The organism is Luxibacter massiliensis (assembly GCF_900604355.1).
GTDB classification, from domain to species: Bacteria; Bacillota; Clostridia; order Lachnospirales; family Lachnospiraceae; genus Luxibacter; species Luxibacter massiliensis.
On record NZ_UWOE01000001.1, the window covers coordinates 43,404 to 59,169 of the forward strand.

The 15,766-nt window shown below is 39.8% G+C and carries 17 protein-coding genes; 12 read left to right on the forward strand and 5 right to left on the reverse strand.

What is annotated here, in order from left to right; translation table 11 throughout:
• Positions 1-4: 4 nt before the first annotated feature.
• The 10 genes from EFA47_RS00135 (at position 5) to EFA47_RS00180 (ending at position 10,105) form a co-directional block, all read left to right on the forward strand.
• Positions 5-3,265 carry a DEAD/DEAH box helicase gene (locus tag EFA47_RS00135; protein WP_122641484.1) on the forward strand — a complete coding sequence of 1,087 codons (3,261 nt, stop codon included), beginning with the start codon at positions 5-7 and terminating at the stop codon, positions 3,263-3,265.
• Between the two features lie 4 nt (positions 3,266-3,269).
• Positions 3,270-3,905, forward strand: coding sequence for a hypothetical protein (locus tag EFA47_RS00140; protein ID WP_122641485.1), 636 nt, complete (start codon positions 3,270-3,272; stop codon positions 3,903-3,905).
• A 35-nt stretch (positions 3,906-3,940) separates the two neighbouring features.
• Positions 3,941-4,819, forward strand: coding sequence for a GIY-YIG nuclease family protein (locus tag EFA47_RS00145; RefSeq protein ID WP_055260894.1), 879 nt, complete (start codon positions 3,941-3,943; stop codon positions 4,817-4,819).
• 51 nt (positions 4,820-4,870) lie between these two features.
• Complete coding sequence (locus EFA47_RS00150) at positions 4,871-5,935, forward strand: macro domain-containing protein (protein WP_122641486.1); 1,065 nt, start codon at positions 4,871-4,873, stop codon at positions 5,933-5,935.
• Positions 5,936-5,948: 13 nt separating this feature from the next.
• Entirely contained in the window at positions 5,949-6,236 is a 288-nt protein-coding gene (locus tag EFA47_RS00155) for a hypothetical protein (RefSeq protein WP_235853174.1), read from the forward strand.
• A gap of 158 nt (positions 6,237-6,394) precedes the next feature.
• The gene (locus EFA47_RS00160) at positions 6,395-7,723 is read left to right on the forward strand and encodes an ADP-ribosylglycohydrolase family protein (RefSeq protein WP_122641488.1); all 1,329 of its coding nucleotides are present in this window, start codon (positions 6,395-6,397) and stop codon (positions 7,721-7,723) included.
• Positions 7,707-7,862, forward strand: coding sequence for a hypothetical protein (locus EFA47_RS00165; protein WP_206215501.1), 156 nt, complete (start codon positions 7,707-7,709; stop codon positions 7,860-7,862). Before EFA47_RS00160 ends, EFA47_RS00165 begins: the two co-directional genes overlap by 17 nt.
• A gap of 34 nt (positions 7,863-7,896) precedes the next feature.
• Positions 7,897-8,592 carry a helix-turn-helix domain-containing protein gene (locus EFA47_RS00170; protein WP_122641489.1) on the forward strand — a complete coding sequence of 232 codons (696 nt, stop codon included), beginning with the start codon at positions 7,897-7,899 and terminating at the stop codon, positions 8,590-8,592.
• Positions 8,589-9,479: an IS3 family transposase gene (locus EFA47_RS00175; protein ID WP_235853308.1), complete on the forward strand. Its 891-nt coding sequence runs from the start codon at positions 8,589-8,591 to the stop codon at positions 9,477-9,479. Before EFA47_RS00170 ends, EFA47_RS00175 begins: the two co-directional genes overlap by 4 nt.
• A gap of 92 nt (positions 9,480-9,571) precedes the next feature.
• Positions 9,572-10,105: an SIMPL domain-containing protein gene (locus tag EFA47_RS00180; protein ID WP_235853309.1), complete on the forward strand. Its 534-nt coding sequence runs from the start codon at positions 9,572-9,574 to the stop codon at positions 10,103-10,105.
• A gap of 64 nt (positions 10,106-10,169) precedes the next feature.
• Here EFA47_RS00180 and EFA47_RS00185 read toward each other — a convergent pair whose 3' ends face one another.
• Both EFA47_RS00185 and EFA47_RS00190 read right to left on the reverse strand, forming a co-directional pair.
• Positions 10,170-11,528 (reverse strand): relaxase/mobilization nuclease domain-containing protein, encoded by a 1,359-nt coding sequence (locus tag EFA47_RS00185; protein ID WP_122641491.1) that lies wholly within the window; start codon positions 11,526-11,528, stop codon positions 10,170-10,172.
• A complete protein-coding gene (locus EFA47_RS00190; protein WP_122641492.1) occupies positions 11,495-11,818 on the reverse strand; it encodes a MobC family plasmid mobilization relaxosome protein in 324 nt (107 codons plus the stop codon). The genes EFA47_RS00185 and EFA47_RS00190 overlap by 34 nt, the downstream gene beginning before the upstream one ends.
• A gap of 284 nt (positions 11,819-12,102) precedes the next feature.
• On the opposite strand from EFA47_RS00190, the gene EFA47_RS00195 reads away from it, so the two are divergent.
• Entirely contained in the window at positions 12,103-12,858 is a 756-nt protein-coding gene (locus EFA47_RS00195; protein WP_049946956.1) for an 8-oxo-dGTP diphosphatase, read from the forward strand.
• Between the two features lie 72 nt (positions 12,859-12,930).
• On the opposite strand, the gene EFA47_RS00200 is transcribed toward EFA47_RS00195, so the two are convergent.
• From EFA47_RS00200 to EFA47_RS00210, 3 genes are all read right to left on the reverse strand, one after another.
• Positions 12,931-13,230, reverse strand: a complete 300-nt coding sequence (locus EFA47_RS00200; RefSeq protein WP_122641493.1) for a hypothetical protein — start codon at positions 13,228-13,230, stop codon at positions 12,931-12,933.
• 2 nt (positions 13,231-13,232) lie between these two features.
• Complete coding sequence (locus EFA47_RS00205) at positions 13,233-13,787, reverse strand: ImmA/IrrE family metallo-endopeptidase (protein WP_122641494.1); 555 nt, start codon at positions 13,785-13,787, stop codon at positions 13,233-13,235.
• A 77-nt stretch (positions 13,788-13,864) separates the two neighbouring features.
• Entirely contained in the window at positions 13,865-14,317 is a 453-nt protein-coding gene (locus tag EFA47_RS00210) for a helix-turn-helix domain-containing protein (protein WP_055299425.1), read from the reverse strand.
• Between the two features lie 193 nt (positions 14,318-14,510).
• Here EFA47_RS00210 and dinB point away from each other — a divergent pair, with 193 nt between their 5' ends.
• Positions 14,511-15,755, forward strand: a complete 1,245-nt coding sequence (gene dinB / locus EFA47_RS00215) for a DNA polymerase IV (RefSeq protein WP_122641495.1) — start codon at positions 14,511-14,513, stop codon at positions 15,753-15,755.
• Positions 15,756-15,766: the final 11 nt, after the last annotated feature.

The window sequence follows — 15,766 nt, forward strand, 5'->3', positions numbered from 1 at the left end:
TGTTATGTCACAATTTAATATAGATGAAATTGAAAAGCGTACCCTCTCCAGTCTGAAGGATTTTCAAAGAGCGACTGTTGAGAGAGTGGATTATCTGTTCAGGCATAATCAGAATCGTGTGCTTGTAGCAGATGAGGTGGGCATGGGAAAAACTCTTATTGCTAGGGGAGCAATTGTAAAGACTGCAAGGCTTAGAATGGAAGAGAAAGATGATCTGTTTAAGGTAATTTATATCTGCTCTAATCAGAACATAGCAAATCAGAATATCAGAAAGCTTGATGTAACAGGAAAGAATGCCATCGGTTCAGTATCAGATACCAGACTGTCTATGCAGCATTTAAAGATTACCGAGCAGGAGAACGATCCACAGATAAAGGAAGGCTATATACAGCTTATCCCGCTTACACCGGAAACATCTTTCCGCATGACCTCCGGAGGCGGAAGTGTGCAGGAAAGAGCACTTATGTATGCCATTTTAAGGAGAATGCCGGACTTTAAAGGTCATGCAGCTTCTCTTGAAAAATTTATGATAATGGATGCTGTAAAAGCATGGGATGGATGGGCAAAATGGAGCTTTGAAAATCGTGTGGCAGAATGCGAAAAGATGACGAAAGGTGTATACCCACAAAATGTGATAGATAAAATACTGAATTATCAGGAATATGAAAGTATAAGGGAAATGCTGCTTAATCATTTGCATGAAAGAAGATACAATAAACAGCTTACATATTCCAATTATTATGTGATGAATAAGCTTCGTGTGATGTTTGCGAGAATCAGTGTATCCATGCTTGAGCCGGATCTGGTAATCATGGATGAGTTTCAGCGATTTAAGTTCCTTTTGTCATCCGATGACAGTGAGCTTGGTATCCTTGCACACAGTTTCCTTAGTGGACATGATACAAGGGTGCTTCTATTGTCGGCTACACCATATAAATTGTATTCTACCCTTGAAGAGATAGATGAAAATCAGCTTGATGAGCATTATGCAGAGTTTTTTCAGGTTATGAACTTTCTTTTTGATGATGAAGTCAAAGATACTAAATTCAAGGAAGTGTGGAAGAATTATTCTCATGCTCTAAGTGAGTTGAAAGCAGGAGATAGTGCTATTATCCGTATGAAGGAACTGGCAGAGAATGCGATGTATCAGGGAGTCAGCAGGACAGAGCGTATATCAGTCATGGATTCAGGTGATTATACGGATGACAGCAGCGTGAAACATCATTTGCAGATAGATGAAAATGACATAAACTCCTATATACAGATGTCACGATTGCTGTCAAAAACAGATTCAAATCACACTTTACCGGTAGATTATGCAAAGAGCTGTCCGTATCTTATGTCCTTTATGAAGAAATATAAGATTAAGGAGCAGATTGAAAAATATTATACAAAACATCCGGATGAATTTGGAAGTGAAAGAGAACAAAGTCTTTTGTGGCTGAATCGCAATAAAATCAATAAATATGATGAACTGCCGAAAACCAATGCAAGGCTTGAAGCATTGAAAGAAAAGGCATTTACCGGTGGGGCAGAAAAATATCTGTGGATTCCTCCATCACTGCCATATTATGAGATGCAGGGAGCATATAAAAACAGTAAAGGATTTTCAAAAATACTTGTTTTTTCTGCATGGGAGATGGTTCCACGAATGATAGGTGCACTTGTTTCCTACGAAGCGGAAAGACTTACAGTTGGAAAACTGGTACATCAGATTAAGAACCAAGATAAGAAGAATACAGGTTATTTTGCGGAAGGTTCGAGGAGATACCCGGTGGCAAGACTGAGGTTTAATGTCTCAAATGGAGAAGTAAGAGGCATGAGCCTATTTGCACTGCTTTACCCATCTAAGACACTTTCGGATATGTATTTACCGATTGAGTCATTGAATAATCATGAATCATTGGAAGTAATAGAAAAATCGGTACGGCTGAAATTGAAAGAGAAGCTTGCAGTAATCGATGAAAAGTATAGTAATTCGTCTAGCAATAAGGAGGATGCCAGATGGTATTATCTTGCACCGATGCTCATGGATGGAGTCTTTTATGCAAAACATTGGATAGACGATATTGTGTGGGAAATGAATGCTGATGAAGAGGATACAACATCTGAGGTCAGAAGCAGTTCGAAGGATAAAAGAAATAAAGGATTTATTGCTCATATTGATAGGCTAAGAAGTTATCTCGATGCACCGGAAGAGATTCATCTTGGAAGAAAGCCGGATGATCTTCTGGAAACATTGGTAAATATGGTATTAGGATCGCCAGCAATATGCATCTATCGTTCAAATGGAAGAAGCACAGCCAGAGCAACATCACTGGCAAAAGTGTTTGTGAATAATTTTAACTTACCAGAGTCAACAGCTATTATTGACCTTGCCTATGGTAGATGCAGAGATGATAATTCCCATTGGCAGAATGTACTTAAATACTGTAAGGATGGCTGCTTTCAGGCAATGATTGATGAGTATATCCATATGTTGAAAGAAACGGCGGGTTTTCAGTCAGAGGGTAACCAGTATCAAATCGTTCATGATATGATGATGGATTCATTGAAAATACATACAGCTACCTATATCGCTGATACTTATCCTGATTTCAAAAAGCGTATTAACGGAGCTTACAAGAAAAGTGACGGGTGTCGAATCAGGTCAAGTTATGCGGTAGGATTTACAAAGGATGCGGGAGATAATTCCAAGGTAGTCATGCGTAAAGAAAACATTAGAAATGCATTTAATTCACCAATGCGTCCGTTTGTGCTTGCTACAACATCTATCGGGCAGGAAGGACTTGATTTTCATAACTACTGTCGTGTGATTATGCACTGGAATCTTCCTAGAAATCCGATTGATCTTGAGCAGAGAGAGGGAAGAATTAACAGATTTAAGTGCCTGGCAATCAGACAGAATGTTGCCGATAAATATGGTAAGGCAGTCGGAATGGAGTTTAAGCGTGACATTTGGAAAGAAATGTTTGAAGCAGCAAAAGCGGAAAAGCAGGATGATCAATCAGAACTTGTACCATTCTGGTGTTTTGGGAAAAATCAGAGTGTAAAGATAGAGAGACTTGTGCCAATGTATCCGATGAGTAAGGACGAGGTGAATTATGAAAGACTGATAAAGATTCTATCTCTTTATCGGCTCACATTGGGTCAGGCAAGGCAGGAAGAACTTCTGGAATATTTGTTCAAGGAATTTAAAGATACAAGCGGATTGAAAGAATTATTTATTGATTTGAGTCCGTTTTCAAAAGGAAAAGAGGGCTGATGAAATGAGAATACTTTTTTGCAATATAGCATGGATGAAAGAATACCATGGAAACGAAGATGGAAGGGATATTCCAGTAAATGGCGGAAGTTTTGTCAATGAGACCGGAGATGCACATGAAAAGTATAATTTCACACCAGTGAATATAGAGGGTAAGGAAGGTTTATATTGTTTGGGATTCTTCGAGACAAAATCACATAATGGGAAAGATGTCAATCAAATGCGGATAGAGAATATTGCAGGTTGTGATCTATGTAAAAAAGAAGAATCAGTAGATGATGTACTTGTTGTATATTGCGCGAAACATCCGGCACATAAATTCACAACAGTTGTTGGATGGTACAAGCATGCTACCGTTTACAGACATTATCAAGAGGCGGTGTTTGCTCCTGAAGATATACAATATTACAATGCAATAGCCAAATCGTCTGATTGTGTTTTGCTTCCTCCAGGAACCAGATCAAGAAAAGTTCAATGGGAAGTTCCAAGAAAATCAAGTGGTTGGGCTTATGGTTTTGGACGAGCGAATGTCTGGTATGCCAGTGAAGAGGATCGCAGGTTGCAAGATTATCTTACAAGGTTAGAAAAGCAGATTAACGAATATGATGGCGAAAATTGGATTGAAAAGTATGCTGAGTAGGTGTTAAACCAAGGATAGAACAGGGAGGAATAGCAATGGCGTATGGAAAGTCTATAGAGCTGTTTTTGGTCAATGGAACAGCGGATAGCTTGACTATAGCGGAGTTGTCAAATTGGAATGGAAAAGCAATTAAGATACCAAGAATAGAAGTGTCTTCGTGCTATAGAGAGGATATTGCTCAAGCGGGAGTATATTTCCTCTTTTGCAAAGAAGATGATGGAACAGATTCAGTATATATCGGAGAAGCGGAAAATGTAAAAGAACGTTTGTTGCAACATTTGCGAGACTATCAAGCTGAAAAAGAGAAATATTATTGGACCACGGCAGTGATTTTTATAGGGAGAGACCTGAACAAGGCATTGATTCGTTATCTTGAAAATCGATTTGTAGACATTGCAAGACAGTGTAAACGATATCTGGTGCTTACAAAAAACACTTATCGAAATACGGTGATGAAGGAATCACAAATAGCAGTTATGGAAGAATTTATTGATAATGTGAGAATTTTGATAAGTGTTTTAGGATATAAAGTATTGGAACCAGTCAATAAACCAGCAACTATAGAAGAAAATGATGGTAACGAAATTGAAAAAGAAGAAATAAAGTTGCACTTAGAAAGAACAGTGAAGGGAATAGGAAAGATAGAAGCTGATGGTATTCGTACATCTGAAGGTTTTGTAGTGCTAAATGGGAGTCATATTGCTCCAGAGGATGATGAGACAATCTCAGCAGGTATTAAAGAAAAGAGAAATAAAGCTAATATTGTAGAGGGTATTCTACAGGAGGATGTTTTGTTTTCAAGTCCATCTGGTGCAGCAATGTTTGTGGTAGGTAAGAGTGCTAACGGATTGACAAGCTGGAAAAATGCAGACGGTATTACACTTAAAGATATTGAAAGCGATGAAACAAAATGAAACTAATGTTATTGCGAATCGAATGAGAATTAGGAGATAAGGAGATGTACGATGCCATTTAAGATAGTTCGCAACGATATAACAAAAGTAAAAGCAGATGTGATTGTAAATACTGCCAATCCGAATCCAATATGTGCAAGCGGTACAGACTTAGCCATATATGAGGCAGCAGGAAAAGAAAAGCTTCTCGCAGAAAGAACGAATATCGGCAAAATTGCAAGAGGTGATATTGCTGTTACCGGTGCATATAATCTAAAGGCAAAATATATTATTCATACAGTAGGACCGGTATGGACAGACGGAAAGAATCATGAATTTGAAATTCTCGAGAATTGTTATCGAAAATCATTACAGAAAGCATTGGAGCTTGAATGTGAAAGTATAGCATTTCCACTGATTTCGACAGGTGTATATGGATTTCCCAAGGATAAGGCATTACAGATTGCTGTGTCAGTATTCAGTCAGTTTCTTACTGAAAATGAAATGGAAATTATACTTGTAGTGTTTGATAAAAGGTCTTTTCAGCTGTCCGGTCAGATTGTTGGGGATATTGATTCCTACATAGATGCTAATTATGTCAAGGAAAGTCATAGAAAAGAATATCCGGTGCGAAGCAGAAGCAACGCTCGCATGAGAGAATTGCCAGAGGAAGCGTTCTATGAGGAAATGCTTCAAAGAGAAGCAGAAGATAACTATCCACTTGAGGAAGATATAGGGTTAGCAGAGCCTTGTATGCTGTCAGCAGACATTTCTTTGGAAGACCAGCTTGCAAATATTGGCGTTTCATTTCATGATAAATTATTTGAGCTGATCGACGAATCGCATCTTGATAATAAGGATGTGTGGAAACGGGCAAACCTTGATAGAAAACATTTTTCAAAGATTCAATGTGACCAGAATTATCATCCAAAGAAGAAGACTGTGATGGCACTCTGCATTGCACTGAAGCTTGATCTGGAACAGTCGAAAGACTTACTTGCCAGAGCAGACTGGGCATTTAGCCCAAGTAGTAAGGTGGATCTGATCGTGCAGAAGGCTATTACAGATAAGCAGTATGATATTATGCAGCTGAATGTGACATTATTTAAGTATACGAATGAAATTCTTGGAGTATAGGAGCAAGATTGATATGTGGGATGACATATATAAACCGAATTCTATTTGCAGTGAGGGTGGCACGATTATTGCAGATGAGGAATATAAAGAATCGTGTAGGATAACCTTGGAAAGATGTGAAAGATATGATGCAATTACATGTGGAGTATATGGATGTATGATGCATACAGCTTTTTGTGATAAAAGTCATAGTCAGGAAGTATTTGATAATATGAAAAAAGACTTGCAGGAATTCATAGATAAGGATACAACAGCGGATGAAGAAAGTATTTTCTATGAAGAGTTTACAAGTAAATATTGATTAGTAAATGTTACGTCGGTACTCACATAGTATCGGCGTTTGTTTTTTATCTTAAAAGTGTCGCCCGAACAGCGACCATATGAAGATGACTTTTAATTATACTCATATTGTAACAGAGAAAGAGAGGTGCCGGAGTAATCCGGGGATTGGAGGCATATATGTACGGAGCAATTTTAGGAGATATTATTGGAAGCCCGTTTGAGTTTGACAGAGGTGATAAAACAAAGAACTTTGATTTGTTTAGTGAAGGCTGTGGCTTTACAGATGATTCTGTTATGACAATAGCAGTTGGAGAAGCTCTCATGGCAGTCGGACCAAAAGCTGCAGTAAAGGAAATTGAAGAGGCGGTAGCATCCAATATGCAGGATTGGGGAAAAAGATATCCACATGCAGGTTATGGTGGAAGCTTCAGACATTGGCTTAAAGAAAATAATCCGAAGCCATACGGAAGCTATGGAAATGGTTCAGCCATGAGAGTGTCAGCGGCAGGCTGGCTTTATGATTCAATTGAAAGAACAAGAGAGGTAGCAAGAGCGACAGCAAATGTGACACATTATCATCCAGAAGGTATAAAGGGTGCAGAGGCAACTGCAAGTGCAATATACATGGCAAGGAATGGCTCTTCAAAAGAAGAGATCAAAGAGTATATAGAGGGAGAGTTTAACTATAATCTTGATAGAACACTTGATGAGATCAGACCTGAATATCACATGGATGAGACATGTCAGAGAACAGTACCAGAGGCAATCATCGCATTTCTGGAATCCAAGGATTTTGAGGACGCAGTGCGTAATGCAGTATCACTTGGTGGAGATACGGATACACTTGGAGCCATTACAGGAAGTATTGCAGAAGCATTTTATGGAATCCCTGCTGTGCTGATTGCAGAGTGTAAAAGTCGGATTGATAAGGGACTGATGACGGATGTCCTTGATGAATTTGATCATGTTCTTGGCAGGAGCATGGATACTTATTCAGATGAAATGGATGAGATACAGGCAGATCAGATGATTGAGGCAGCAATCGATCAGTATTATATTCAGCAGGATAAAAATGGAATGTTGTTATTTATGGAAGTTATGGTAACAAGAATGCAGCAGGCAGGAGAAGTTGTTGTTCCATATATTACGGAAAATCCTTTTATGTCGGAAGAACAGATAAGTAAAGTAAAGGCTGGTGACACGATTTCACTTGACCATGATGTAAGACTTAAAATAGAAACTGTAAAAGATGCTGATGAAAAAGAATGGATTGGAGTATTTACATCTTCTGATGAAATGCATAAGGGTTCTGCTGGAAATGTGCAGATGAATCAGTCTATTGAATCAATACTTCGTCTGGCTCTTAATTGGGAACAGGTAAATGGAATTGTGATTAATCCTTTTGGTAAGTATATTCAGATGACAAAGAAGATGATAGAGCTTTTAATCAATGGGTATGAACATTATGAGAATGAAAGGAAGATCAAAGATGATGAGAACAATTAAAGTTACGGGAAAAGGAAAAATAGCAGTAAAGCCGGATATGATCCGATTATATGTAAACAAGGAAGAACTTTGCCATGAATATGAAGATACTCTTCGCAGATCAACAGAAGTGATATGCTCCCCCTATAGGAGACAGTGAAACAAAACACTGTTTCCATAGGGGGGAGATATTTATGTCCAAAAGCAAGGTGGCATACGAAAAGAAAATAGAGATCGTGCGGGACTACCTGAATGGTCGAGTGGGGTATAAAGAAAGTATACGGCGAGCAAATAACAGTGCGGCGTCATTCCGCCGCTGGGTGCATTTGTATGAAGAAAAGGGAGCGGCGGGACTCCTGCCAAATTCCAAGAACAATATATATCCGGAAGAAGTAAAGCGAAAAGCAGTCCAGGAATACCTTTCTGGTAATGGTAGCTTGGAATATATCTGTGAAAAATATGAGATCAGATCAACAGACCAACTTCGCAAATGGATAAAGGTGTATAATGCTCATGGAGACTTCAACTCAGTCAGGTTTTCCGGAGGAGGAAGCTACATGAAGCAAGGCAGAGAAACCACACAGGAAGAGCGCATTGAAATTGCTAAGGATTGCATTGCCAGTGGGAAAAACTATGGAGAAATGGCTCTAAAATATCAGGTGAGCTATCAACAGGTACGGACCTGGACACTTAGGTTTGAGCAGATGGGCGCGGCAGGGTTGGAAGATCGGCGAGGCCGCCGGAAAAAAGACCAAACTCCCCGCACTGAACTGGAAAAAGCCCAAATCGAAATTGAGCAACTCAAGCACAAGCTGTATCTGGCAGAAATGGAGAATGCTTTGCTAAAAAAATTGGACGAGATAGAGAGGAGAGATGCTTGGAAGAAGTGAGACAGCGCCGTACTTATCAAGCCATTCAGGAGTGCCACCAGGAGCAGGGGTTCCCCATTGAGGCAGCCTGCAAGCTACTCCATGTGGCCCGTTCCGCTTACCATAAGTGGGCCACTGGAAAGCGGAGCCGCAGAGCCACAGAGAATGAGCGGTTGGCAGATCAGATCGAGAAAATTCATTCTGAAAGCCCAGACAAGGGTTATCGTAGGCTCAATGATGATCTGCGCCATGACTACGGTATCCGCATCAATGACAAGAGAGTGCTTCGTATCTGCCGGGCCAGAGATATTCGGTCTACCGTGAAGTACAGTAACCACGGCTGTACCAGGCGAGCCAAGAACCCTCAGTATCTAGCTGAAAACCTACTGGATCGCCAGTTCTATGCGGAAAAGCCAAATGAAAAATGGCTGACCGATGTAACCGAGTTCAAATGGTATGAAGGTATTGAAGTACATAAAGTCTATCTCAGTGCCATTCTGGATCTCTATGATCGGCGTATTGTGTCCTATGTCATTGGTGAACGCAACGATAACCCTCTTGTATTCAAAACCTTTGATAAGGCTGTAAAGGCAAATCCAGGTGCTCACCCCTTGTTCCACAGTGACAGAGGCTTTCAGTATACAAACCGAACATTCCACCACAAACTCGTGCAGGCAGGGATGACACAAAGCATGTCCCGTGTGGCCCACTGCATTGACAACGGCCCCATGGAGGGGTTTTGGGGTATCTTAAAGCGGGAGCGCTACTACGGCAGACGCTTTACCGGCAAGAAGGAACTTGTCCAGATGATCAAACACTACATCCGCTACTACAACACCAGAAGAGTACAGCGAAACCTGGGTGTGCTGACACCCATGGAAAAGCACGAATTGTATCTCGCTGCATAAAAAGCGGCCAGCAGCACACATAGGCTACTGGCCGGGAAAGTTTTATATTTTTTCACTGTCCTCTTGACGGGGAGCGGTTCAAAGATACAGAGCTGCTCAAGGATTTATTTGAAAAACTTGGATTTCAGAGAAAAGACCTTAAAACAGTATATTTTAATGTTGATACAGAATATGAAAGCTATCAGGACAGGGATAAGAGTTGGAAGCGAAGATTTGAGGGATATAAGTATATTCATCATATGAAAATAGAGTTTGCTTCTGATAACAAAAAGCTGGGACAGGTGCTATATGCTTTGGCACATAGTTCATTAAAACCGGAGTTTTCTATTGAATATACTGTAGCTGATGTAGAAAAATGTAAAAATGAGCTGTTACATAAAGCGATTGAGGATTCCATTCAAAAGGCACAGGTACTTACGACAGCAGCGAATGTGAAACTGGATGAAATACAGGCAATTGATTATTCATGGGGAGAGATAGATTTTGTAACAAAGCCATTGAATGAAATGAGATTAATGGAGTGTACGGAATGTGAAATGAGTGCACCGGGAGCATATGATATAGATATTGAGGCAGATGATATTAATGTTACTGATACGGTAACTGTAATATGGGAAATTGCATAAAGAGGAAGATATAAATAGATTAGACGAAAAGCAAGAGGCACCGTTATGTAGGCACCTCTTCTTTTTAAAGAGTTGGCTCTTTTCCTGATATGGGAAGTTGCATCTCTGGAGCATCGAGTAGCGCAGTGAAATTCTGCTGAATGATTCCTAGGGTTTTCAGCTTTTTCTGTAATTCCTGTTTTTCCCGGACGGTAGCAGCCTGTTCAGATTCAAGATTTTCAATCTGCTGCTGAATTTTATTAGAGCTTGGGATTTTGGTAACGCCGAGATCCTGAAGCTCTTTTTTTAGTGCATCGTGGAGTTGGTATTCTGCCTGATGCTTGGTGCGGTATGCTTTTGGATTTTTTGCAGATTTACAGTCTTCTATCACTTTACGGCAGAGCCGGTAAGAATCACAGTGTTTCTGAATGACTTTCTGTGTGCTCAGATCACTGTTGATTTGTGCTATTCTCTGATCAGCAGTTTTAACAGAAGCTTCAATGTCAGAAACATGCTGTTGGAAGTCTTCATAATTCAGCAGATTATTTTCAGAAAGATAATTGAACGTGCGGGCTGCTTCTTTTAGATTATTGAGTTTTGCCCAATGTTCAAATCCTTCTCGATTGCCTGCCGTTACATACGTGGAGATATTGATATACAGGCGAGCTTCTCTGGACAGATGCTTTGGAGTTTTCACTTTGCTACGATTTTTTGATAAGCGGATGCGGACATTTTCTTCACTATAATAACTTCCGAGAGATTTCATATAAGTGAAGTTCTTCTGCTCCGGTGCACGGAAGGACAGGTGTTTTCCTTGGCGGACTTCATATCCGGCTAACTGCATTTTTTGTAGAAATTCCTCATAGTTGATGGAAGTCCAGATTGCCTTATCAACTGTGACACGTAGCTTGGCTTTCCAACTGGTGCCACGATGATATTCCATGTTCTCTTTATAGCTTTTACCTTTTTCTCCGGTTGGCATACTGGTGGCAAGTCCATTTTCATGGCAAATGTGATTACTGATCCGGCAGATTTTATGGTAGCTCCGCTTATTGGAAACATACTTGTGATGATCAACAAAACTTGCTGCATTAAAGATGATGTGATTATGAATGTGATTTTTGTCAACATGAGTGCTGATCACGTATTCATATTTTCCTTTCAGTACTTCATCTGCAAATTGCTGTCCTAAGCGATGGGCGGTTTCTGCATCTGTTTCACCAGGCTTAAAGGACTGGATCAGATGAAATGCCAGGTTATCACCTTTATCCATTCCGTTCTTTTTTGTCTGTTCTCTCGTCATGGCAAATTCCAGATCAGCTGTTTCAGGAGAACAGCCAAAACTGGAAACAAGTAGTTTTTCATCAGTCTTGTCTGGATTCGTGATATAGTCCAGAGATTTCTTATCTGTTACTTTAATGGGGAAGATCTTAATATATGCCATAGTTCTTTCACCATCTCTTTCAATTCTTTCATTTCCTCTGGATATAGATCTCCGGTGGTATTTACCTTTTTTGCAATCTGATTGATATTTACGCCAATCTTGTGCATTTCCTCATATTGTTTCTTCAGTGGAGTTGTATCAGTGTTGACGATGTAACCGTCGATTGCCATTTTGCGCAGATAAGCTCCCATGTTTTTTGTTTTTGATTCTATCATCTTTCTGCGGATAAGCTTTCGTTCTTCTTCTGTGACATAAAAATGGATTTCTTTGTTTCGCTTTCTTTCAGCCATTAGCAGTTTCTCCTTTCTGAGAGGGCAGTAGTATCGTTGCTTTCAGCGTTTTTCAATTTAGGGTAGGGTACCCTGAATTGGGATTTCCCGGAAGTGTATCCTCACTTCCTGTCCTTGCTATTTACCGGTGGCACAGCCGCCGGAAGAGAGTCTTAAAAAAGAACCCTCTATAAATAAGGTACTGAGAGAAGAAAAAGAGGACATCGAAGCTCAGAAGTATGACGCAAGCATGATTCTGTGGTATAGTAAAATCTGAATGAAAAAGAAGAAAAGAGGTCAAACCGATGTCACGGAAAAACCATAAGATGATAGATGGGAGATTACTGCAAACGAATAAGAAGTATTCCCAGTTAAAAATGAAGCAGAAAGAAAAGATTGCGGAATGGATGTTTCAGGCAACCAGAGATTATTATATGAAAAAATGTACTTTTCCGAGTGACAAACATCTGGAAGAAGTGGTGGATTCTGTTTATGAAAAAATTGAAGATGCAGAAATCTGGATTCCGTATGGAGAGGTCTTCAAGCATTATAAATCCAAACGATCGGATATCAACAAACGTGTCAGAAAATCTCTGAATGAAAAAGAAGAGAGTCAGATTGAGAAGGTCTGTTTTATGAATATGTGTATGATTCAGGATCATAAAGGGAATGTACTGGCTCTGGATAAAGTAAATGATAGCTATACCGGTACAACTTTTCCAGGCGGTCACGTAGAAGCAAATGAGATTTTTCAGAAATCTATGATTCGGGAAGTCTGGGAAGAAACAGGACTTACGGTTGAAGCACCGAAGCTTGGAGGATTATATCATTGGCATAAGAGCGGAGTGCACTATGTTATTACCTTGTATAAAGCGGATAAGTTTACCGGAGAATTAAAGAGTTCTGAGGAAGGAAGAGTTTATTGGATTCCGCTGGAAGAGTTAAAAACAAAAGAACTTGCTACAGGTATGGAACACGTTTTGCGGATTCTGGAATCAGAGAAGGTGGACGAGTGCTATATGCATCTGGAAGCAGATGGATATGTGGGAGACTTGTATTAAAGAATTACATGAGAAATGGCTGCCTGCTCATTGGAGAAAAGACAGCCATTCTTTATAAGATACATCATTCATCTATTCTGTTTTTTGCGGTTCGTTTTTGGAAGTGAAATTAATATATTTGGCACGTTGTAAAATTGAAATAACTGCATCAATGCTTTCAGGATTGGAGAAGCTCATGATAAAAGGTTCTTCTTTAAATTCCATGGGTTCGAACCCAGGATTCTGATCTGGATTCTTGAGTATATGGATGGGACGTGCACTCTGATTATAAAATGCCAGTTGTGCGGAATCTGTAGTGTTACCGATGACACCAATGCCTACATCCCCTTTTCCAATATGTTTATTTAAGTTGATCATTTTCAAAAATAGCATATTTAGTAATTTTCTATTATTCCCGAAGTAGGGATATCTTTTAAAAAGTCACTGTTGGAAGTAATCGGAGAATCTACAATCTGAACACCGCTACGTTTCATCATTCGGAATTTGAAATCAAGAAGTTCCGGTGGAACTTTCAGTTCAGTTGCAGCCTGGAAAAAGGACATATCAGCGTTAAGCATCTCCAGGACATCTTCATCCTCCAGAAGATAATCAGCGGCAAAGCAATTCGCTTCATATTCACATTGTGATACTCCATCGAATAATTCAAAATCATGAAAACACTTGATCTGAAGGGTTTTCTGATGAAGGAGTGCGTGCCCAATCTCGTGGATCAGGATAATCTGCTGTATGATTTCCGGCAGATCGCTGTTAATGACGATGCAGGTCTTTCGACATTCCCGCATACAGAAGCCTTTACAACAGTTTGGATCAGTTCCAAGCGGAAGCTTCTTAACAATAATATGCATAGCGGCTGCAAGGCGGTACGGATCACTTTCCTGATATTTTGTTTTTACTTTATTAACAGTGTCTCTTATACATTTTGAACTCATAAAAACACCTCGATATTTCATAAGATAGTTTGCTGCAAGTATAGAGTAGCAAAAGTGCTGTACGAAAATACGGACACCTATGAATCACTTTCCGTTTCAGTGTTTTTCTTTTTCCGTCCAAATGTCTTTTTAGCTTCCATCTTACAGGAAAGATATGCTTTGGTTACAGCTTGATAGAAAGCATCTTTTGCTTCTTCGTCAAGTTCGCCACCAGCGAAAAGAGCACGGTTGGCTTCGAGAATCTCATTGATGTCCCTGGCTCCTTTTTCACCAAGCTGTCCATTGACTTCATCAATATAATCCATTTTTTCAATTCCATAAGAAGGATCTGTAATCTCGTCATGTTTTAAATAATCATAAGAGACATTTAATGCATGAGCGAGCTTTCTCATAGTAGAGATTCGTGCGATGGTGCCGGAACTTTCATAAGCTGCGATTGCACGCTGTGATACGCCGACCAGTTCTGCAAGTTCTTTCTGCGTCAGATGATTCTGTTCTCGTTGAAATTTAATCTTGTCTGAAAAATTCATAGTGGGATCCTTTCCAAGTTTTTGAAATCGTAACTTCATCAACTTTATAAAAACTATTGACAGAGTTCATTATCACGTATAAAATACAAACAAATGTTCGTGAAGTTAGTAGAAATTATAATCCAAAAACTTCACAAAGTCAATATGAAGCAAAGAAGTTTTATTACGATTTTTAAACTGGTAGGTGAATGTTATGAGCAGGACAATTCTTCATTCAGATATGAATTGCTTTTACGCAAGTGTCGAGATGTTGCATCATCCGGAACTTGCCGGAAAGCCGATGGCAGTTGGGGGCGATCCGAAAGCAAGACATGGAATTGTGCTGACTGCGAATTATATTGCAAAGCGAGCCGGAGTAAAAACAGGTATGGCATTGTGGCAGGCAAGGCAGGTTTGCCCGGAAATAATTTTTGTACCGCCTCGCATGGATCTTTATTTGAGGTTTTCCAGAATGGCACAGGAGATTTACAGTGAATACACAGATCAGAGAGAACCATTTGGGATTGATGAAAGCTGGCTGGATGTAACTGCCAGCACTTCTGTCAAGGGAGACGGAATGAAGATTGCAAAAGAGATCAGCAGTCGGATTAAATATGAACTAGGTGTTACCGTAAGTATTGGTGTTTCCTGGAATAAGATATTTGCAAAGCTCGGTTCTGATTATAAAAAGCCAGATGCCATTACAGAGTTTTCCAAAGACAATTACAAGGATATTGCATGGAAACTTCCAGTAGGAGATTTACTTATGGTCGGACGAAGTACTGAACGGACGATGAAGAAACTTGGCATTTGTACGATTGGAGATTTGGCAGGAGCAGAACCTTCTATATTAGAAACATATCTTGGAAAGATGGGATTGGTACTTCATACCTTTGCAAATGGATGGGATGAAACTCCAGTTTCGGTAGAAGGATATAAAGCACCAATCAAGTCTATCGGGAACAGCACAACAACGCCAAGAGATCTTGTTAGTGAATTGGATGTCAAGATTATTTTGATGGCTCTTTCAGAGAGTGTAGGAGCCAGGCTGCGTGAAAATGGTTTTCAATGCAGGACAGTAGAAATCTCGATTCGGGATAATGGTCTGTATCATTTCACGAGACAGTGCAAGCTGGACAGGGCAAGTAATCTTACAGAAGAAATTGCCAGAACTGCATTTGAGTTATTTCAGAAAAATTATAACTGGGAACATCCGATTCGTAGTCTTGGTGTTCGAGGATGTGATCTGGTATCAGAAGAGATGCCTTATCAGCTTGATTTATTTATGGATGAAACAAAAAGAGAAAAAATCAAAAAGATGGACCAGGTGGTAGATGAGATCCGTGGAAGGTTTGGCTATCAGAGTATTCAGAGAGCATTTATGTATCAGGATAAGATACTGGCACAGCTGAATGCTAAGGAACATACGGTTCATCCACAAGCATATTTTCATGGATAGGAGAGAGCAGG

Excerpts from the sequence above, each read along its gene's own strand:
- EFA47_RS00135 (WP_122641484.1), top strand. The coding sequence starts at position 5 with ATGTCACAATTTAATATAGATGAAATTGAAAAGCGTACCCTCTCCAGT.
- EFA47_RS00140 (WP_122641485.1), top strand. The coding sequence starts at position 3,270 with ATGAGAATACTTTTTTGCAATATAGCATGGATGAAAGAATACCATGGA.
- EFA47_RS00145 (WP_055260894.1), top strand. The coding sequence starts at position 3,941 with ATGGCGTATGGAAAGTCTATAGAGCTGTTTTTGGTCAATGGAACAGCG.
- EFA47_RS00150 (WP_122641486.1), top strand. The coding sequence starts at position 4,871 with ATGCCATTTAAGATAGTTCGCAACGATATAACAAAAGTAAAAGCAGAT.
- EFA47_RS00155 (WP_235853174.1), top strand. The coding sequence starts at position 5,949 with ATGTGGGATGACATATATAAACCGAATTCTATTTGCAGTGAGGGTGGC.
- EFA47_RS00160 (WP_122641488.1), top strand. The coding sequence starts at position 6,395 with ATGTACGGAGCAATTTTAGGAGATATTATTGGAAGCCCGTTTGAGTTT.
- EFA47_RS00165 (WP_206215501.1), top strand. The coding sequence starts at position 7,707 with ATGATGAGAACAATTAAAGTTACGGGAAAAGGAAAAATAGCAGTAAAG.
- EFA47_RS00170 (WP_122641489.1), top strand. The coding sequence starts at position 7,897 with ATGTCCAAAAGCAAGGTGGCATACGAAAAGAAAATAGAGATCGTGCGG.
- EFA47_RS00185 (WP_122641491.1), bottom strand. The coding sequence starts at position 11,528 with ATGGCATATATTAAGATCTTCCCCATTAAAGTAACAGATAAGAAATCT.
- EFA47_RS00190 (WP_122641492.1), bottom strand. The coding sequence starts at position 11,818 with ATGGCTGAAAGAAAGCGAAACAAAGAAATCCATTTTTATGTCACAGAA.
- EFA47_RS00195 (WP_049946956.1), top strand. The coding sequence starts at position 12,103 with ATGTCACGGAAAAACCATAAGATGATAGATGGGAGATTACTGCAAACG.
- EFA47_RS00200 (WP_122641493.1), bottom strand. The coding sequence starts at position 13,230 with ATGCTATTTTTGAAAATGATCAACTTAAATAAACATATTGGAAAAGGG.
- EFA47_RS00205 (WP_122641494.1), bottom strand. The coding sequence starts at position 13,787 with ATGAGTTCAAAATGTATAAGAGACACTGTTAATAAAGTAAAAACAAAA.
- EFA47_RS00210 (WP_055299425.1), bottom strand. The coding sequence starts at position 14,317 with ATGAATTTTTCAGACAAGATTAAATTTCAACGAGAACAGAATCATCTG.
- dinB (WP_122641495.1), top strand. The coding sequence starts at position 14,511 with ATGAGCAGGACAATTCTTCATTCAGATATGAATTGCTTTTACGCAAGT.